Genomic DNA, 18,856 nt, shown 5'->3' on the forward strand with positions numbered 1-18,856 from the left:
GAGCAGGTTGAAGGTTGGGTAACACCAACTGGAGGACCGAACCCGCATCTGTTGCAATAGATTGGGATGACTTGTGGCTAGGGGTGAAAGGCCAATCAAACTCGGAAATAGCTGGTTCTCCGCGAAATCTATTTAGGTAGAGCGTCTGGCGAATACTCCCGGGGGTAGAGCACTGGATGGGCTATGGGGACTCACCGTCTTACTGATCCTAACCAAACTCCGAATACCGGGAAGTACTACCAGGCAGACACACGGCGGGTGCTAACGTCCGTCGTGAAAAGGGCAACAACCCTAACCTCCAGCTAAGGTCCCCAAGTCATGGCTAAGTGGGAAAGGATGTGAGGATCCCAAAACAACCAGGATGTTGGCTTAGAAGCAGCCATCATTTAAAGAAAGCGTAACAGCTCACTGGTCTAGTCAAGGGTCTTTGCGCCGAAAATGTAACGGGGCTGAAGCCATGCACCGAAGCTGAGGATTCCTCTTTGAGGAGTGGTAGCGGAGCGTTCCGTAAGCTGATGAAGGGATACCCGTGAGGGGTCCTGGAGGTATCGGAAGTGCGAATGTTGACATGAGTAACGATAAAGAGGGTGAGAGACCCTCTCGCCGAAAGACCAAGGGTTCCTGCTTAAAGTTAATCTGAGCAGGGTTAGCCGGCCCCTAAGACGAGGCGGACACGCGTAGTCGATGGGAACCACGTTAATATTCGTGGGCCTGGTGGTAGTGACGGATTGCTTAACTTGTTCACACTTATTGGATTGTGTGGGCGGGGACGCGGTTCCAGGAAATAGCTCCACCGTATAGACCGTACCCGAAACCGACACAGGTGGTCAGGTAGAGTATACCAAGGCGCTTGAGAGAACTATGTTGAAGGAACTCGGCAAATTGCACGCGTAACTTCGGAAGAAGCGTGACCCTTATATGCGCAAGCATGTGAGGGTGGCACAGACCAGGGGGTAGCGACTGTTTACCAAAAACACAGGGCTCTGCGAAGTCGCAAGACGACGTATAGGGTCTGACGCCTGCCCGGTGCTGGAAGGTTAAGAGGAGGGGTGCAAGCTCTGAATCGAAGCCCCAGTAAACGGCGGCCGTAACTATAACGGTCCTAAGGTAGCGAAATTCCTTGTCGGGTAAGTTCCGACCTGCACGAATGGCGTAACGACTTCCCCGCTGTCTCCAACATAGACTCAGTGAAATTGAATTCCCCGTGAAGATGCGGGGTTCCTGCGGTCAGACGGAAAGACCCCGTGCACCTTTACTATAGCTTTACACTGGCATTCGTGTCGGCATGTGTAGGATAGGTGGTAGGCTTTGAAGCAGGGACGCCAGTTCTTGTGGAGCCATCCTTGAAATACCACCCTTATCGTCATGGATGTCTAACCGCGGTCCGTTATCCGGATCCGGGACAGTGTATGGTGGGTAGTTTGACTGGGGCGGTCGCCTCCGAAAGAGTAACGGAGGCGCGCGATGGTGGGCTCAGACCGGTCGGAAATCGGTCGTCGAGTGCAATGGCATAAGCCCGCCTGACTGCGAGACTGACAAGTCGAGCAGAGACGAAAGTCGGTCATAGTGATCCGGTGGTCCCGTGTGGAAGGGCCATCGCTCAACGGATAAAAGGTACGCCGGGGATAACAGGCTGATGACCCCCAAGAGTCCATATCGACGGGGTTGTTTGGCACCTCGATGTCGGCTCATCGCATCCTGGGGCTGGAGCAGGTCCCAAGGGTTTGGCTGTTCGCCAATTAAAGCGGTACGTGAGCTGGGTTCAGAACGTCGTGAGACAGTTCGGTCCCTATCTGCCGTGGGTGTAGGAATATTGACAGGATCTGTCCCTAGTACGAGAGGACCGGGATGGACATATCTCTGGTGGACCTGTTGTCCTGCCAAGGGCATAGCAGGGTAGCTATATATGGAATGGATAACCGCTGAAGGCATCTAAGCGGGAAACCAACCTGGAAACGAGTGTTCCCTATCAGAGCCGTGGAAGACGACCACGTTGATAGGCCGGGTGTGGAAGTGCGGCAACGCATGAAGCTTACCGGTACTAATAGCTCGATTGGCTTGATCGTTCTCATTGCTCGTGCTCATCTCCCGCTGAATGCGAAAGCATTCATGCGGCATGAGCCTCTAAAAAACGTGTTCAAACACGCCAGCTTCTCAAAACGTCCATGCAAAAGCATGAACAGCAAGCTTCGGCCACCTGTCGCCTCGAACTCGAGGTGACCCTATGGCCGGCTGATGTCCCCTTCGAGCGGCAAGCGAGAAGGACAAGGCATATCAGCCACAAAGAAGCAACTTGAGCTGTCCATGCGTTCCGCATGGACAGCTCAAGTTGCGCTTTGCCGACCTGGTGGTTATGGCGGGGTGGCTGCACCCGTTCCCTTTCCGAACACGGCCGTGAAACGCCCCTGCGCCCATGGTACTTCGTCTTAAGACGCGGGAGAGTAGGTCGCTGCCAGGTCTGCTAATCGCAACTCCAGGCTAAATTGCTCGGCAATTTATGCCTCGCTAAACCGCTTCGGCGGTTTATGCCTCACAAAATCTTCTCGTCACACTCCGAAATACGGCCACGCCGTGTTACAATAGGCCGCTAACGCGGCCTTTGCCGCTTCTCAAGGGAAGCAAGAAACGCTTCTCGAATTTGGTGGGAACCCACAGCAAGGGTGCCCACACGCGATAAACCCTCCGGGTTTACGCTGGAAACACACGATGAACCGCTCCGCGGTTTACGTGGACGCGATAAACCGCTCAAGCGGTTTACGCTGGTAACGCGATAAACCCTCCGGGTTTACGCTGGTAACGCGGGGTGGAGCAGCCCGGTAGCTCGTCAGGCTCATAACCTGAAGGCCGCAGGTTCAAATCCTGCCCCCGCAACCAAGCTTTCCCCAACGACAACGATGTATTACCGCCGCTCGATCTGGAGAGTGGCATCCCGTATTCGCAACAATCGCCCCAAACCCCATATCACCAGAACCTTGACGAACCACATTGGTTCACCAATAGTTATGAAGAGTATCAATAATTGACAATAGTTGTTAATCCCGGCACTATGACCTATAATCTAAGCAGGAGGTCATTGCCATGGCGAGTTTTGCACTCAACGAACACTACGAGAAATTCATTAGGAAGCAGCTCCAATCAGGCCGCTACAACAATGCCAGCGAGGTCGTGCGCGCCGGTTTGCGCTTGCTGGAAGATCAGGAAGAGGCGCGTGAGCGCTGGCTCAATCAGGAAATTCCCGGCCGTTATGCGGAATTGAAGGCAGATCCTTCCAAGGGGGTGCCCCTCGATGATGCCTTTGCCCGTCTTGGGGCCGAACATCAAGCCCAGCTGGCGAAAGCCAAGTAGGGAATGAAAACATACAAGATTGTCCTGCATGAGCGGGCTGAAGCGGAATTGCGGCGGCTCTACCGTGACCTTGCCGGTCACGACAAAGCCGGGCCTGTTGTGGCCTGGAATTATGTTAGCGGCATCCGCCAGTTCCTCATGGAGCTTTCGACATTCCCCAAGAGGGGCACGGTCAGGGACGATCTTGTGCCGGGTCTTCGGATCATCGGTTACCGGCGGAGTGTGAGCATCGCCTTCGTGGTCGAAGAAGCGCATGTTCTGGTATTGGGCGTCTTCTACGGCGGGCAGGACATTACGCTTGAGGCTCTGGAGCAGCGGCTGTGAGCGACATGGATTACTGTGATGGTATTCGCAGCAATACCGTGCCGCGTTGAAATAAAGGTACCCTATCCATCCGGCTTCCAAGGCTGAAGAGGGTCGTCACCGGATAAGGGCGGCTACTTCCCTCAAAATTAGCTTCATACCCCGTGCGCGCCCGACGGTCATCCTTGGCCAGACAAGCTGTTGTCGTCAGTATCCCTCGCAGCCGTAACCACATCTGGTGTCATCTATGGGCACTTCCTGTCTTTCCCCGTTACCGGCTGAGCCACACGGCCGGAACGGTCGGGGTATGCCGGTGAAGAAAGTCGAAGTCCTGGCGAAGCTATGCCTGCAGTAGCAGCACGCCCCCGCAACCAAATCACCCCCCCAAGGCCCGCTTCACGCGGGCTTTTTGCGTCATGGCACACCTCAAGCCTCTAGCCCATGAGCAGCCCCGCAACCAGCCAAACCAAACCCAGCCAGATAAAAAACTAAAAAGAGCTGCTAGCGACGGCAGAAGCCCGAATCGCGATCCCAGCGCGGCGTGCCCCTTACCCTTCAGGCTCCAGAATGCAGCATTGCTCAGGCACGGGTACAAGCACGACGGTATCTCCGGCAGCCATCGGCTCCGACAAGGCGCCATTCGCGACGATAGCACCCGCCACTGTTTCGCATTGGTATTGATAGGCGCGGCCGAGATAGGTGCGTGTTCCCAGAATCGCCGGCAGGCCGTTGCCTTCGCGTCTAACCGAAAGCCCGTCCGCGCGGCAGCCGAGGACAAAACTGTCCGGGATCGGCCCGAAATCGTCCTGCGACAGAGTGATCCTTGCGCCGCCCGCAGCCTCAGCTGTCACCAGTGCGCCCGCTCGACCGACGACTTGCAGCGGCAGCAGGTTTTCGAAGCCGACGAAGCGGGCGACAAAGCTGTTGGCGGGCTTGCGGTACAGGGTCTCGGGTGTGCCGAGCTGCATGATACGCCCGGCATTCATGATGGCGACGCGATCCGAGATTGAGAAGGCTTCCTCCTGATCGTGGGTCACGTAAAGCGAGGTCGTGCCATTGGCGCGCTGCAGCTGGCGGATTTCGACGCGCATATCCACCCTGAGCTTGGCATCGAGATTGGATAGCGGCTCATCGAACATCAGAAGCGGCGGCTTGATGACGAGAGCGCGGGCGAGCGCGACGCGCTGCTTCTGGCCGCCGGAGAGGGCGCCGGGCAGGCGATCGCCGAGGCCGGAGAGGCCGACACGCTCCAGCATGGCAGCTGCCTTTTGCCCGCGTTCCTGAGGCGGCGTGCGGCGCTGCTTCAAGCCGAAGGCGACGTTTTCGAGTACCGTCAGATGCGGAAACAGCGCGTAGTTCTGGAACACCAAGCCAATATCCCTGGCGTGCGCCGGCAGTGTCGTCAGGTCGCGGTCACCCAGCTTGATCGTGCCGCTGGTCGGCTGCAGGAAGCCGGCGACCAGCCGCAAGGTCGTCGTCTTGCCGCAGCCGCTGGAGCCGAGCAGCGAGACGAGTTCGCCGGCGGCGACGGACAGCGAAAGATCCTGCAGGACGGCCGTCTTGCTGTAATGGGCGCTGATGGAATTGATGGAGAGCGATACGGTCACGGGCGGCTACTTTGTCAGTAAGGTGAGGCCCAGGGTGGCTTCGACGATCGCCATGACGGCGACGGTGACGAGCATCAGCAGCACGGAAACCGAGGCGATGGTCGGGTCGAAGAACTGCTCCATATGGGCGAGAATCTGGATCGGAAGGGTTGAGATACCTGGGCCGGTCAGGAAGACCGAGACCGAGACATCGTTGATCGAGGTAATGAAGGCGAGGATGAAGGCGGCAATGACGCCGGCGCGGATATTCGGCAGCACCACGGTCAGGAAGGTCTTCAAAGGGGGGCAACCGAGGCTGATCGCCGCTTCCTCGATCGAGAAATCGAAGCTCGCAAGGCTGGCACTGACGACGCGCACCGAATAGGGCAGCACCAGCAGAGCATGGCCGATCAGGAGGCTCGGGAAGATCGGCAGCCCGAGTCCGATCGTGATCGATTTCATCAGCGAGAAGCCGAAGACGATTTCCGGAACGAGGATCGGCAGCACGAAAAGCGTCGAGAGCCAGCGCGGCAGCTCGATCCTATAGCGGCTGATGGCGTAGGCGGCGGGAATGCCGATCAGCAGCGACAGTGCAGTTCCGAGGAAGGCGAGCTCCAGGCTGATGATCGCTGTCGTGCGGAAGGCCTCAATCTGAAAGATGTTCGAAAACCAGTGCAGCGTCAGGCCCTGCGGCGGGAAGGTGAGATAGGTCGTGTCGCTGAAGGCGGCGCCGATGATGATGACCAGCGGCGCCAGCAGGAACAGGAAGACGAGGGCGGTGAAAGCGATGAGCGCGGGATGGACCGTTCTTGTCACGATCACACAGCCATCGGGTTCAGACGTCGTGCGAGACGGCTCATGATCGCGACAATTCCGATCGTGACGACCACCATGATGGCGGCGATCGTCGAGGCGCCGACCCAATCGAAGGTGACCATGGCGCGCTGATAAAGGAAGGTGCCCATCATCATCTGCTTTTCGCCGCCGAGCAGCTGCGGCGTGGCGTAGGAGGTGAAGCTGCCGGTGAAAACCAGCACCGCGCCGACGATCAGGCCTGGCGTGGCAAGCGGCAGGATGACCTGCCGGAAGGTTGCGGCCGGCGTGGCACCCAACGATGTCGCCGCCTGGATGAGATCTTGCGGTATGCCTTCAAGCACGCCGACAAGCGTCAGGATCATTAAGGGTACGAAGAGATAGACCATCGCGACAATGACAGAGCCCTCCGTGTACAGCATCGAGAGCGGCTCGTTGATGAGGCCGATCGACATGAGGATGGTGTTGAGAATGCCGTTCTTGCCGAGAATGATCAGCCAGGCGAAGGAGCGCACGACGACGCCGGTCAGCAGCGGAAAGACGGCAGCGATAATCATCACGCTCTTGGCGCGGCCTGGCATCTGCGCGATCACATAAGCGGCAATGAAGCCAATAAACAGCGAGATCACCGTCGTAATGAGAGCAATCTCGATCGTCCTGAACAGCACCGTGCGGCGAAAGCCGCTGGAAAAGAAGGCGACATAGGGGGAGAAAATCCCTTTGGGTTCGCCAAAAGTCGCCGCAATCGTAATGACGACGGGAACGAGCAGGAAGAGCGCCACGGCCAAGATCGCCGGCGTCGCCAGCCCCCATTTCATAAAATGCTTCATCAACCAAATTCCGTGAGAACGCCGCAGGCGTGTGCGGCATGCCCTGTTACATGCCGAAGATCTCGTTCCAGCGATCGACCCAGTCCGGTTGCGCCTCGATCAGCTTCTGATAGTCGATGCGGCTGAGCTTGGCGATCATCTCGGCGCCGTAGGTCCAGAGCTTGGCTTTCTCAGGCGGCAGCACGACCTTGGTCGAGACCGGCGCATCGACGCCCTGTTCGGCTTCCGCCTGCTGCACGTCCTTCGACAGGATGAAGTTGATGAACTGATGCGCAAGCTCGACATTTTCCGAGCCCTTCGGAATATTGACCGTGTTGAGGACAGCGATATCGCCATCCTTGAGATCGGCCCAGGCCATCGTCGGAACGGCCGATCGCAGGGATGAGAGAACAAAATCCTGCGTTATCGCCACCTTGGCCTCACCCGTCGAAATCAGGTTCACCAGCTCGGAGCCGGTATTGTAGTTCTTGACGACATTCGGCTTCAGCGCCTCGATGGCCTCAAACGCCTTGTCGGCATCGGCGTAGGGATCGGCACCGGCATGCTTGCCGGCTTGGAGCACCGTCAACGGCCCGCCCGTCGTGGTGATGCCGGGAAGCGAAACGGCGCCCTTCAGGTCGTCGCGCCAGAGATCGTTCCAGGAGGTGAGCGGCGGGTTCACTTTCGCGGTATCGTAGACGATACCGATGCGGCCGATCGTGTAAGCCGGGCCGTAATTGCCCTGCGGCGCCTTGGCGATATCGTACAGATCGGCTAGGTTGGGGAGCTTGCTGCGGTCGACTTCCTGGAAGAGACCCTGCTGGATGCCGAGCTGCGAATAGCTGTCCGTGAGATAGATGACGTCGACGCCCTTACCCCCGCGCAGCTTCAGCTTGTTGAGACGGTCGGCATTATTGCCGGTTTCGAAGACGACATCGCAGCCGCAGATCTTCTTGAAGGGCTCGATGATATTGGCCTTCATCTTCTCGCCATTATAGCCCCACCAGGAAACGGTCAGCGTCTTTGCCTGAGCGAAGGCCGGCATGGCGGTTGCCGCGGCAAGGAAAGCAAATCCCGCGACACGGGCAAGGGTGAGACCGTTCATTCTCGAAATCCTTCTGGTCAATGAAATCTGGCATATGTTTCAAGCTTGCAGGATACTATTTTTCGAGCACCGGCTTTACAAGCCCAACAAATGGGCAGGGTGGTGGTTTTTGCCTTTGATGGGATGAATATGTTGCGTCACGCCGCGACGTCCAGCCATTGCAAATCTTCAATATCCGCAAGTCACTTTCGGGGAGATGGAGCAGCGCAGCAATGCCTTCATTTCACATATGATTATTCCGTCGGTAGGTCAGGCAACTTTACACGCGGATCGGTCATCTCTACCCTTAATTGACCGAATATCCCTTAGGCATGCGTCCCATGACATCCCTGAAAACGACCCTTCCCGACGATCTGCTCATCAATGCGGCGGACGAAGTGCTGATCCGTCAGGATCTGACGCTGACCGCGCTCGGCCGCCGTCCGGCAGATCGCCTGCTGCGTGTCGGCAGGCTTTTGGATGTGCATAGCCGAAGCTGGCTGGACGACCAGGAAATCGTCATCAAAGGCCGGCGCATCGCCTATGTCGGCCCAGCCGGCAGTTATCAAGGTGAGGTGAGGGAGCGTGTGCACGAGCCGCATCTCACAGCGGTTCCCGGTTTCGGTGAAGCGCATAAGCATATCGAAAGCTCGCATCTGACGCCGGAATGGGAAGCGGCTTTGGTCATGCCGCATGGTGTCACCTGGACCTGCGAGGCAAGCCATGAGTTTTCCAATGTAAACGGCGCCCGCAATCTGGAATTCTGGCTGGAAGCGCGCCGCCGCGGCTCGCCGATGAAGATATTTCCTCTGCCGGGATCCGCGGTGCCGCCGACGGCTTACGAATGGGGTGGCGGTCATTTCGGTTATGACGAGCAGAAATCCTTTTTGAACGAAAGTCTGATGGTGGCCGGCCTCGATGAGGTCATGGATTGGCCCTCGGTCAGCAATCCCGAGAATCCGGCTTACGATCGCCTCTGGGGCATGATCCGGGCCACCTTCGAACAGCGCGGCGTGGTCGAGGGTCATGGCGCGGGCCTGCGCGATCTGCCGTCGATCAATGCCTTCGCCGGCGCGGGCCTAGCCTCCGATCACGAAGGTTGGTTTCTCGACGAGATATGGGAAAAGCTGACGCACGGCCTCTTCATCGAACTCAGGCCGCATTCGCTGCCCGAGGTGATCAAGGGGTTGATCGAGAAAGGCCTGTCCGACTGGTCGCAGATCGCCTTCGTCACCGATGATCGCAGCGCCAGCGATACACTGAAGATCGGTGCTACGGATCATAATGTCCGGCTGGCGATCGAGAATGGGCTGGCGCCTGAAATCGCCATTCAATGCGTGACGATCAATCCCGCCCGGCACATGCGATTGACACCTTGGGTCGGCTCGATCGCACCGGGCCGGTTTGCCGATATCGTGTTGCTGGACGATGTAAAGACGCTGTCGATCGCCAAGGTCTGGGCCGATGGCGAGCCGGCAGCCGAAGGCAAGGCCTTCGTCGGCGTTCGCCCGGAGATCGACTGGCCGGCATGGGCAACGCAGACGGTTCGCATCGATCGGACCGTCACGGCCGAGGATTTTCGCATTGCTGCCTCGTCGACGTCCGAAACGGCCAAGGCGGCGCTGGTGCGGCCGTTCCATTGGGCCGATGATTTCATTACCATGGATCTGCCTGTCCGTGATGGCGTCGTTCAGCGTGATCATGGCCGCAACGTCACGAAATTCGCGATCGTCGACCGCTTTTCCGGCGAGGCCAAGGTCGCCCGCATGTTCTGGCTGGGCACTGGTCCGCGCACGCCGGATACCGCGCTCGGCGCCACGCTCGGCCACGATAAGCACAATATCTGGGTGGTCGGCTCCTCCGATGAGGCCATGGCCATGGTTGCCAATGCGCTTAAGGAGCAGCAGGGCGGCTGGGTGCTGGTCTCGGGCGGTAAGGTTGTCGCCCGCGTCCGCTATGAAGTCGGCGGACTGATGACGGCGCGCTCGGCCGAAGAGCTGGATGCGGAGATGCAGGCGCTGTATAAGGCCGGCGCCGAGATCGATTGGATGTATGAGCCGACCTTCTCGCCGCGGTGGTGGCCGGGCTTTCCCGAACGGCTTTCCTTTGCGACGCTCACCTGCGCGCCCTGGCGCTGGGTTCTGGTTGCTCCTTCCGAACGAGCCCCGGAAGGTTTCGTCAATGTCGCGACCGGGGAAACGCATCCGATCGTCTGGTGATGGATATCCGGCGTGCTTATTGTGAATATCCCTACCCGCGCCGTTGATCGCTGATGAGCTGCCCAGCGAGGTGGGATTGCGATCGATGCTTGACGACCGGAGCCAGCTCTTTAATTATCTGTTTGGTTACTTATATCGAGCTGTAGGTCGCGGAAGGGTGGAGCGTATCCATCCGCGCGTTGAGCGGGTGTCAACCGGGTGGAGGAGGCTCTGGTGATCGCAGTTGACAGTGACAGGCCGCGGACGGTGTCGGCATTTTCCACACTGGGATGTGCGGAATTCGAATTGAGCGAAACCCTCGGATTGGCCGCGAAGCATGGCATCGACGCCATCGAAATCCGCGCCCTTGGCGGCACTGTCGATCTGGCTGTCTATTTCACCGAAAGGTTCGGTTCTCCGGCCGGCCTAGCTAAAGTGCTGCAGGCCTCTCCCGTTAGCGTCTGTGCCTTCAATACTTCGCTGCGTCTTGTCGGTGCGACAGCGCAGGCAAAGGAAGAGTTCCTGCGCTATCTTCCTTGGGCGGAGGCCGCCGGCGTTCGTTCGCTCCGGGTTTTCGACGGTGGCGAAACCGCCGATAAGGGCGAGCTGGCCGAGGCGCTGGCGACGCTGCAATGGTGGCGTGAGACTGCGGAGCGTGAAGGCTTTCATGCCGCTATGGTCGTCGAGACACATGATTTCCTTGCGTTGCCGGACGCTATTCCACGCTTCCTTGAAATAGCGCCCGATTGTGCTCTTATCTGGGATACGCATCATACTTGGCGCAAGGGTGGGCAAGATCCCGTCGAAACCTGGAAGCAGGTTCGGCGCAACACGCACCATCTCCACATCAAGGACAGCGTTTCCGTGCCGGGGCCGAGACTGCCCTATAGTTACGTGCTGCCCGGTACCGGCGAGTTCCCGATGGCGGCGCTGCGGTCAGCGCTCGATGCCGATGGTTATGCCGGCATCATGAGTCTGGAGTGGGAAAGATTGTGGCACCAGGATCTGCCGCCTCTGGATTTGGCCCTGCAGGCGGCGCGGCAAAGTGGCTGGTGGTCCCAGACGGCAAGTGCTGAATAATTGTTGAAGAGCATTAATATTTTAGTTTAGTTGTGCGGGAGAAGGCTGCGCGGAGATTGACTTTTGCAGCGCTCGTTAATTAGTGTATTAGCAATTATTAAATAACTATCTCGTAGGCATGTCCGTGCCGGGTTGACTATGGTCTTCGGCGCAATATTTCCAGCTCGATGAAGGGGCCTCAATGATTGAGGTTTGAGGGTGTCTGGAAGATGGAAGAGGCGGATTATAGACACCGGAATCCGATGTTTCGGAGCGAGACGCGCCGTTCATCATCCGCTGTTTCCTGCTCCGGGATGTTCCTCGATCGCCGCGTCGCCCCGAAAGGGAAATCCGATGAACGGTAGTGCAAGCCGCGAGGAGGAGGGGCATGGAGCCCTGATCTTGAAGGCGATCGCCGAAGGTGGCCTGGGTTTTGCGGCGCAATGGATTCATGACGCCGGAAATGTCGGCAAGGTGTTCTACGCCGAAAGCCTGGCGCGCGTAAGGGACTCGGACGGCACCGTGCACACGGCCGGCACCTTCGTTTCGCTGCTCGAGCGGCAGGATCGCTGGTTCGATCTCGATCTGCGCATTCTGGATATGGTGCTGTCCGATCTGACTGCGGATGAGGCGCTGGTTCTCGGTTTCAATCTTTCCGCCACCAGCCTGTCGCGCCGCGATCGGTTCGCCGATGTATTCGGCCGAATCAGCCGCCGCCCGGAGCTTGCTTCGCGCCTCATCATCGAGGTCACCGAAAGCTATCCCGTGGTTGGCGCATCCATCGAGCGCATGAAGATGATCCGTGATCTCGGCTGTCGCATCGCCATTGACGATTTCGGGTCGGGTTTCGCCACGCCGGCATCGCTGTTGCAGGTGCCCGCCGATATCGTCAAGATCGATGCAGCCTTCGTGTGGGATAACAGGCGAGGGCGCGACGGAAGCGACAGCCTCTCCCATCTCGTCGGTTTTGCCGCCTGCTTTGCTCCCTTTGTCGTCGTCGAGGGTATCGAAACCAGCTCCCAACTCGATGTGGCGCGGGAAGCGGGCGCAACGCATGTACAGGGTTTCCTGCTGTCGAAGCCGGTTTCCTTGGCCCAGCTCCGGCGCTACAAGCGGAAAGCCGTCTTGCGGGGGGTGGAATGATTTTCCCGCCGAATATGACCGCGATCTCCAAACCTTATGCATGGCGTATGTCTGCCGGTCTTTCGCCGAATCCCGCCATCAGGGCCCTGCAGGTGAGGTCATGATGAAGCAGCCGGCTTTCATATCGGCCTATCAGATTTCGGCGGCCCGGGCTGCGACCGAGCTCAAGACGAAGACATTGCTGCGCGCTTTTGTGAGCCGGCTTCGCATAATCTTTTCCGGGAGCGGCGAGCTGGTCGCCACATTCGTCGGCGGAACCGAGCCGCATGTCCTTATCTGCGATCAGGCGGCAGAAGCGATTGGCCGCGTCAGCATAGATGCCGAGACCGGGCTCTATGTCCTGTGCGAGCTCGGCGGTCATGCTGATGATGTCGTTATCGTAACCGCGAGCGAAAATCGATTGATCGAGGAGATCACTCTCCATCTTGGCGATGGCCGTTTGCTGCAGGGAGCGGTCGATACCGCCGTCAGCAGCCTCGTCGGCCAGACGATGGAGGATGTCGAGCGCAAGCTTATTCTCCAGACGCTGCAGCATTGCGGCGGAGATCCCACTCATACGGCGTTCATGCTCGGCATGCCGCTCGTCACTCTTTGCAACAAGCTGGCGGTCTACTTCTCGGACTCCGCCGGCGAACTGCCGCAGACCGCTGCGGATATGGGATACGGAGCGAAAAGCTACCGGCTGTGATTGCGCACGCATTTCATGCGGTCGCATTGTACCCTGGTTACCAAACCGGGATCGCGCTCCTGGAACAGGGCGCAAATCGAAACGGCGCGCTGCCCGGCTGCGGGTATCGCGCATAATGCAATTCGAGCGGGGCGGCGCACGAGGAACCAAATGAGGACCGGGAAAAGATCATGGATTCTTTCAGCGAGAGAAAAGGCCCCGTACCCCAGAAGACGCCTGCTTTGTTCGATGGCTGCGTGAAGATCGTTTCGGCCTATGTCAGCCATAATGCCATCCCTGTTCACAGCCTCCCGAGGCTTATCAAGGATATTCACGAGGCGCTGCAAACGTTGGATGGGTCGGCTTCGATCGTCGATCGAAGCAACCTGGTGCCGGCGGTGGATTTGAAGAAATCGGTGACAAGCGACTACATCGTCTGCCTCGAAGACGGCAAACGCTTCAAGACCCTGAAGCGCCATTTGCGCGTGCATTATGGCATGACGCCCGAGGAATACAGACAGAAATGGGGACTTGCTCCCAACTATCCGATGGTTGCGCAGAATTACGCCAATCGTCGCTCGGAACTTGCCAAGATTTCCGGCCTCGGTGCGAACGGCAACAAGAGGGAAGGCGTCGGCTGAAGCAATCCGCAAACAGCCGCCTCATGCGCTTCTGACGGCTCGGCTTCGATGCTCCGTGGGAATGCGGGCGGATCTCGCCAACGCTTTCCATGCGTTTTGCGATGCCGGCCGCGGTGCCGAGTCTGCCGGCGGAATGCTGCAAATGAAATGACGCCCCGTCAGGGGCGCCATAGTCGTATCGAGAATGTTCGACGTCTTTATCGCGACGATTAGAAGACCTGGCGCAGCACGATGAACAGCATGAAGGCAAGCGCAATCGAGGCTGGCAGCGTCAGGATCCAGGCCATCAGCATGTTGCGCACGGTCGACCATTGCAGGCCGGAACCGTTGGCCGCCATCGTGCCGGCGACGCCGGAGGACAGGACGTGCGTGGTCGACACCGGCAGGCCGAGATGGTCGGCGGCACCGATGGTGAGCATGGCAACGACTTCGGCGGCAGCACCCTGGCCGTAAGTCAGGTGGGTCTTGCCGATCTTTTCGCCGACGGTGACGACGATGCGCTTCCAGCCGACCATGGTGCCGAGGCCGAGTGCCAGTGCCACGGCAACCTTCACCCAAAGCGGGATGAACTTGGTCGCGTGATCGACGGCGGCATGATAGTTCGTGACGGCTTTCAGGTCGTCGGCGCTCATCGGCAGCAGCTTCTGCTTGTCGATGAGCTTCAGCGATTCACCGATCAGGTAGATATCGTTACGAACGTTGCCGACGAGCCCGTTGGGCAGCTTCTCGACGCTTGGATAGGCGGCGATCTCGGCGCTCGTGGCATGAATGTATGCTTGAAGAGCCGGCGTCGTCGCGTCCGTCCAGGTCTTGGTCTTGACGGCACTGCTGACAGCAGCCTTGGGATCGGCCGGAGCGGCAACGCCCGGTTTCACGTACTTGCCAAGCACGGTCTCGACCTGCGTTGAGGCAGCCTTGTAAGCTTCGAGATAGTTGACATCGGGTGTGCGGTTCAGCGCGAAAGCCGTCGGCACGAGGCCTATGAGGATAAGCATGATGAGGCCCATGCCCTTCTGGCCGTCGTTCGAGCCGTGAGCGAAGCTGACGCCGGTGCAGGTGAAGATCAGCAGGCCGCGGATCCAGATCGGCGGCGGCGTATTGCCCTTCGGCGCTTCATAAAGCTCCTTATTGCGGATCAATACCTTGGCGACCAGCAGCAATATTGCAGCCGCAGCAAAGCCGATGATCGGCGACAGGAGCAGCGACATGCCGACGCTGCTTGCCTGAGACCAGTCGACACCGCTGGTGGCGGAGCCGGCGGGTGCCAGGAACTGGTTGGCGAGGCCGACCCCGATGATCGAGCCGACGAGCGTATGCGAGCTCGAGGCCGGCAGGCCGAGATACCAGGTGCCGAGATTCCAGATGATGGCGGCGGTCAGCAGGGCGAAGACCATCGCGAGACCGGAGCCGGAGCCGACCTGCAGAATGAGTTCGACCGGCAGCAGCGCCAGAATGCCGAAGGCAACGGCACCCGAAGACGTGAGAACGCCGAGGAAGTTGAAGAAGCCCGACCAGATGACGGCGAATTCCGCCGGCAGCGAGCGCGTATAGATGACAGTGGCGACGGCGTTGGCAGTATCGTGGAAGCCGTTGACGAATTCGAAGCCGAGCGCGATCAGTAGCGCTAGGCCGAGCAGGATCCACGGAACGGCGGCGGCTTCGGCGAGGTCGCTGCCAAGGGCATAGCCGACATAGGCAAGGCCGGCCAGCACGACGACACCGAAGATCGGCAGAAACCATTTTGCCGAACTACCGGCGCCGTGAATTGGATGGTTGGCATTGCCACCCTCCGAAGTGTTTGAAGCGAGGTCGACCATCCCAAACTCCTTTATGGCAATTGATATCGTTGGTGTAAGCCTCCTTCATGAAACTCTCGTGACGCGCGAGTAGGTTGCGGCTGGCTGCAAATACGGGCAACAGGACGCTTTCTTGGCTACGGTCAGGCGTTTGGTCTGATCTTGATTTCGCCGTCAAATGGCCTTTTTCGGTTCAGCCGGCGTTCATACCTTAGGGGGTTAAATCCCGCATGTAAGGGACTTGGATAGAGGGCCATCAAAATGAGATCGTCCGTGATTGCCATCGCTGCCTTGTTTGGCAGCCTGGTTGTATCTTCGGCAGAGGCAATGCCTATCCCAGCCGTTGGGACAGCGGCCTCAGCGCCGATCGTGAAAGTTGACTATGCCTGCGGTCGTGGCTGGCACCTGACGCGCTGGGGCGAATGCCGCCCCAATCGCTGGGGTCCGCCGCCGCGGCGCTGGGGTTACTACAGGCCGCCACCGCCGCCGCCGTGGGGCTGGCACGGCCATCGCCATTGGCGCGATGACCGTTGGCGCGATCGCCCGCGTTACTGGTAAGATCATAAACACCGCCGCATCTTTGCGGCGGTGTTTTTGTTAAGGCCAGTCCAGGAAAAGTGCGCGGCGGTTCCTAGGACTGAAGTTGCGGCCGTAATGCGCGCGCGCCTAGCCATAGCCCTGCAAGAACGAGCAGGCTGGCCGATAAGATCGCAGCAAGGCTTTTCGCGTGATACGCGATATCGGCAAGCTTCGGCCGGATCAGATCGGCCGTATTGAAGCTCTCGCCGCTGAATTTACACAGGATGAGCGAGAGGTTGTTGCGCACGAGTGCCGCGTCGATATCGGAGACGAGGTCGTCAACCGGTTCCTTTTCCACTTTCATCACGCGCATCTGCAGCAGCACTGCTTTTGCAGCCGCAAGATAGCCGTGCGAACATTCGTTGAAAGGGCTTTCCTCATCACTGACGCTGCCCGGCATACGGCCCCAGAGGCAATAGGCGCGCTGGATCTGCGCGAAGTTCAGGAGACGGCGAAAGGTTTCGTCGGTATCCGATATGCTCTCGGCAAGCGAGATGATCCGCCCGTAATAGGGAGCGATCACAGCCATCTCGCCATGGGTGAGGCTTGGGATCGGGATGCCGGCCTGGCTGCCGGAGGAGCCGCCGCCATGTGCGGCAACCGAAGCTGGCCAACCTGCAACGATGAGACAGAGGATTGCAAACAGGACGCCACCTGGATACAGGCGGTTCCCGCGCATGTTGCCATGCGCGGGATGCGATCTATTTACCACATTAAGCCCGGCGTAGACTGGCATTGCGATAGCGTGTCCGCGGCAGCTCGCGTTCCGCCCAGGCCCCGAAGGCAAGACCGAGCGTCGTCCAGAGAATCGCGTGCATGCCGAGCGATGTGATGCGGAAGCGCCAGAGCACGACGGCGGAGAATTGCTCAGGCACTTCGTTGATCGAGGGAAGCAGATATTGGATCAGCGCGATGAAGACGAGGTAGCCGATTCCGGCGATGATCGCCCCGTTCCAGGGGCCATATCGCGCCGCCAGCCTGCGACCGAAACCGACGGCGACGATCATGCCGACGACGGAGGCAACGATCATGATGAAGAACAGTTCCGTTCTCGCGCCGATCGTATCGGGATTGCCGACGGCCGGCGGGTTCGCCGGATACTTGAGATCGGGCACGAGCGAAATCGTCACGAAAGCGGCGAGCGCAAGCAGCGCTGCCGTGCCGCGCGCGCCGAGAGGGCTGACGCGGCCGTAGACGAAGGAAAAGACGAGCGCGAACAATCCGCCGATTGCGGTGGAAAAGATCACGCTGCCGGTGAAGAGGCCGATGCCCGCCTGTGTGGCGCGGCTGACAATCTCTGGTTCAGGAGCTTCGCCGGCCGCCTGCGCGGCCTTTTCTTCAAACCCGATGGCCCAGTCGACCAGCGGTTCGCCGAAGATGTGGGCAAAAGCAAAAACGAAAATACCGGCCAAGGCCCCGACGATCATGCCGCGGAGCAAAAGACGTCCAACCATGTGCTTGACCCCTTAGTGGCAGGGGAAGCCGAGAAGGTGGCGGGCATCATGCACGAATTCATGCACATATGTGCCCGAGAAGAGCGAGGTCGCGCCTTCCTCTGCACCGATGAAATAGATCGCGAGCAGCATCAGCAGGCCGGCAAAAATAGCCCAAGGCAGGATTTGGCCGAGCGGAATCGGCTGCGGAACTGCGGTTGGGGCGAAAGTGGTGTCGGACATTGTATTTCCCTCGTTAAGAAAAGCGCGTTCCATTTGCGGAAGGGTTCTTGCGGGAAGGGTCTGGCTCTCGATGGGCGGAACTTGTCCGTCTTCGATTACAGTGGCGCGACCGCGCCGGGATTCCACCGGCTTCCACACCCGCAAGTGCAAGTTTATAGCTATCTGCAAATATAATTGTCAATCAAGCGCCACTGCGATGCGAAATCGCGACAAGAGCGCACCAGGGGATGGAATAGAGGAGTTTCATGAAAACGCGTTTGAGCTGGATTTGCCATGGGGCTACGCAAGCCAATCGGAACGGCTGCTTTCCGGATGACGAACCCTTGGAGGCGAGGGCGGCTCAGCAGGCTCAATCCTTATCCTTCGGACTGGGCGCGATCGATCGGGTCTGGGCGAGCCCGGCCCTGCGCGCGCGCCAGACCGCCGCGGTCCTCGGTCTCGACGCTATCCCGGATGTCGCCTTGCGCGAATGCGATTATGGCGACTGGCGGGGGCAATCGCTAGCCGAACTGCATGAAAGGGATGCGGAGTCCCTCGCGCTCTGGATGACGGACACGTCGGTCGCGCCGCATGGCGGCGAAGCCCTCTTGTCGGTCATGAAACGCGTCGGTGAATGGATGGGAAATCACATCGATGATGCCGGCCATATCGTCGTCATCACCCATGCGAGCGTCATTCGCTCTGCCGTTCTGCAGGCCTTGCAGGCGCCGCCTGCGGCATTCTGGGCTGTTGATGTCGAGCCGTTCGGGATTGTCGAAATGACGAGCGACGGCCGGCGCTGGCAGCTTCGCTTCCCGAAGATGACGATCTAAGGTCTGTGGGATTCACATTGGCTTGATGTGATTCAAGCCTTTGATAGACCGTTTATTCTGACTGACGCCCAATGGGCGAAGACGGCGTCTATTGTCTGGCAACCAACCGATCCCGGACGTAGCGGCTGTGACAAACTGTGTTCGGCAGGCGCTTACGGTCCGCTGGTTCGTTATTTCTTCTTTCCTTGATCATGATGCCATTTGATGGCGAAGAACATGCCCGTGCCCAACACCAGAACTTTGAACGTAATGAAGACTATAGGGAACCAATCCATTATTTTGAATATTCCAGGCTATTACTTGACACTATCTATCGTGAGGAGCACTGCCGCAAAACTGCTGTTT

17 protein-coding genes, 1 tRNA gene, 2 rRNA genes and 1 riboswitch (1 of these 21 cut by a window edge) are annotated in these 18,856 nt (G+C 58.9%); of the genes, 12 read left to right on the forward strand and 8 right to left on the reverse strand.

Going from position 1 to position 18,856, the window contains the following annotated elements; all coding sequences use genetic code 11:
* From I8E17_RS17835 to I8E17_RS17855, 5 genes are all read left to right on the forward strand, one after another.
* A 23S ribosomal RNA gene (locus I8E17_RS17835) occupies nt 1–2,066 on the forward strand (it extends 733 nt beyond the left edge of the window).
* A 277-nt stretch (nt 2,067–2,343) separates the two neighbouring features.
* Nucleotides 2,344–2,458, forward strand: a 5S ribosomal RNA gene (gene rrf, locus I8E17_RS17840).
* Between the two features lie 339 nt (nt 2,459–2,797).
* Nucleotides 2,798–2,874, forward strand: a tRNA-Met gene (locus I8E17_RS17845).
* Nucleotides 2,875–3,078: 204 nt separating this feature from the next.
* Entirely contained in the window at nt 3,079–3,345 is a 267-nt protein-coding gene (locus tag I8E17_RS17850) for a type II toxin-antitoxin system ParD family antitoxin (protein WP_113366839.1), read from the forward strand.
* 3 nt (nt 3,346–3,348) lie between these two features.
* Nucleotides 3,349–3,669, forward strand: a complete 321-nt coding sequence (locus I8E17_RS17855; protein WP_113366838.1) for a type II toxin-antitoxin system RelE/ParE family toxin — start codon at nt 3,349–3,351, stop codon at nt 3,667–3,669.
* A 527-nt stretch (nt 3,670–4,196) separates the two neighbouring features.
* Here I8E17_RS17855 and I8E17_RS17860 read toward each other — a convergent pair.
* The 4 genes from I8E17_RS17860 to I8E17_RS17875 are packed head-to-tail and all read right to left on the reverse strand — an operon-like array spanning nt 4,197 to nt 7,901.
* Nucleotides 4,197–5,255 carry an ABC transporter ATP-binding protein gene (locus I8E17_RS17860; RefSeq protein WP_113366837.1) on the reverse strand — a complete coding sequence of 353 codons (1,059 nt, stop codon included), beginning with the start codon at nt 5,253–5,255 and terminating at the stop codon, nt 4,197–4,199.
* A gap of 6 nt (nt 5,256–5,261) precedes the next feature.
* The gene (locus tag I8E17_RS17865; protein WP_113366844.1) at nt 5,262–6,053 is read right to left on the reverse strand and encodes an ABC transporter permease; all 792 of its coding nucleotides are present in this window, start codon (nt 6,051–6,053) and stop codon (nt 5,262–5,264) included.
* Complete coding sequence (locus I8E17_RS17870) at nt 6,053–6,877, reverse strand: ABC transporter permease (protein ID WP_113366836.1); 825 nt, start codon at nt 6,875–6,877, stop codon at nt 6,053–6,055. The genes I8E17_RS17865 and I8E17_RS17870 overlap by 1 nt, the downstream gene beginning before the upstream one ends.
* A 46-nt stretch (nt 6,878–6,923) precedes the next feature.
* Nucleotides 6,924–7,901, reverse strand: coding sequence for an ABC transporter substrate-binding protein (locus I8E17_RS17875; RefSeq protein WP_229002129.1), 978 nt, complete (start codon nt 7,899–7,901; stop codon nt 6,924–6,926).
* Between the two features lie 380 nt (nt 7,902–8,281).
* Between I8E17_RS17875 and I8E17_RS17880 the strand changes: the two genes are divergently transcribed.
* The 5 genes from I8E17_RS17880 to I8E17_RS17900 all read left to right on the forward strand — a co-directional run bounded on the left by I8E17_RS17880 (nt 8,282) and on the right by I8E17_RS17900 (nt 13,648).
* Entirely contained in the window at nt 8,282–10,159 is a 1,878-nt protein-coding gene (locus tag I8E17_RS17880; protein WP_113366843.1) for an adenine deaminase C-terminal domain-containing protein, read from the forward strand.
* Nucleotides 10,160–10,372: 213 nt separating this feature from the next.
* On the forward strand, nt 10,373–11,218 hold the full coding sequence (locus I8E17_RS17885) for a TIM barrel protein (RefSeq protein WP_113366834.1): 846 nt from the start codon (nt 10,373–10,375) through the stop codon (nt 11,216–11,218).
* 333 nt (nt 11,219–11,551) lie between these two features.
* On the forward strand, nt 11,552–12,340 hold the full coding sequence (locus tag I8E17_RS17890) for an EAL domain-containing protein (protein ID WP_113366833.1): 789 nt from the start codon (nt 11,552–11,554) through the stop codon (nt 12,338–12,340).
* 100 nt (nt 12,341–12,440) lie between these two features.
* A complete protein-coding gene (locus I8E17_RS17895) occupies nt 12,441–13,028 on the forward strand; it encodes a helix-turn-helix domain-containing protein (protein ID WP_219511264.1) in 588 nt (195 codons plus the stop codon).
* 170 nt (nt 13,029–13,198) lie between these two features.
* Entirely contained in the window at nt 13,199–13,648 is a 450-nt protein-coding gene (locus I8E17_RS17900) for a MucR family transcriptional regulator (protein ID WP_113366831.1), read from the forward strand.
* 209 nt (nt 13,649–13,857) lie between these two features.
* Here I8E17_RS17900 and I8E17_RS17905 read toward each other — a convergent pair whose 3' ends face one another.
* Complete coding sequence (locus I8E17_RS17905; protein WP_069610888.1) at nt 13,858–15,465, reverse strand: inorganic phosphate transporter; 1,608 nt, start codon at nt 15,463–15,465, stop codon at nt 13,858–13,860.
* A 348-nt stretch (nt 15,466–15,813) separates the two neighbouring features.
* On the opposite strand from I8E17_RS17905, the gene I8E17_RS35385 reads away from it, so the two are divergent.
* Nucleotides 15,814–16,002, forward strand: coding sequence for a hypothetical protein (locus I8E17_RS35385; protein ID WP_307777807.1), 189 nt, complete (start codon nt 15,814–15,816; stop codon nt 16,000–16,002).
* Between the two features lie 73 nt (nt 16,003–16,075).
* On the opposite strand, the gene I8E17_RS17915 is transcribed toward I8E17_RS35385, so the two are convergent.
* From I8E17_RS17915 to I8E17_RS17925, 3 genes are read right to left on the reverse strand one after another with little or no spacing between them, the layout of a single operon-like run.
* On the reverse strand, nt 16,076–16,702 hold the full coding sequence (locus I8E17_RS17915) for a hypothetical protein (RefSeq protein ID WP_113366830.1): 627 nt from the start codon (nt 16,700–16,702) through the stop codon (nt 16,076–16,078).
* Between the two features lie 34 nt (nt 16,703–16,736).
* A complete protein-coding gene (locus I8E17_RS17920) occupies nt 16,737–17,477 on the reverse strand; it encodes a CbtA family protein (protein ID WP_113366829.1) in 741 nt (246 codons plus the stop codon).
* 12 nt (nt 17,478–17,489) lie between these two features.
* Nucleotides 17,490–17,699, reverse strand: a complete 210-nt coding sequence (locus tag I8E17_RS17925) for a CbtB-domain containing protein (protein ID WP_069610891.1) — start codon at nt 17,697–17,699, stop codon at nt 17,490–17,492.
* Nucleotides 17,700–17,757: 58 nt separating this feature from the next.
* Nucleotides 17,758–17,833: riboswitch (cobalamin riboswitch) on the reverse strand.
* Nucleotides 17,834–17,944: 111 nt separating this feature from the next.
* Here I8E17_RS17925 and I8E17_RS17930 point away from each other — a divergent pair.
* The gene (locus I8E17_RS17930) at nt 17,945–18,511 is read left to right on the forward strand and encodes a histidine phosphatase family protein (protein ID WP_113366828.1); all 567 of its coding nucleotides are present in this window, start codon (nt 17,945–17,947) and stop codon (nt 18,509–18,511) included.
* Nucleotides 18,512–18,856 lie beyond the last annotated feature (345 nt).

It is taken from the genome of Rhizobium sp. AB2/73, assembly GCF_020871915.1.
GTDB lineage: Bacteria > Pseudomonadota > Alphaproteobacteria > Rhizobiales > Rhizobiaceae > Rhizobium > Rhizobium dioscoreae.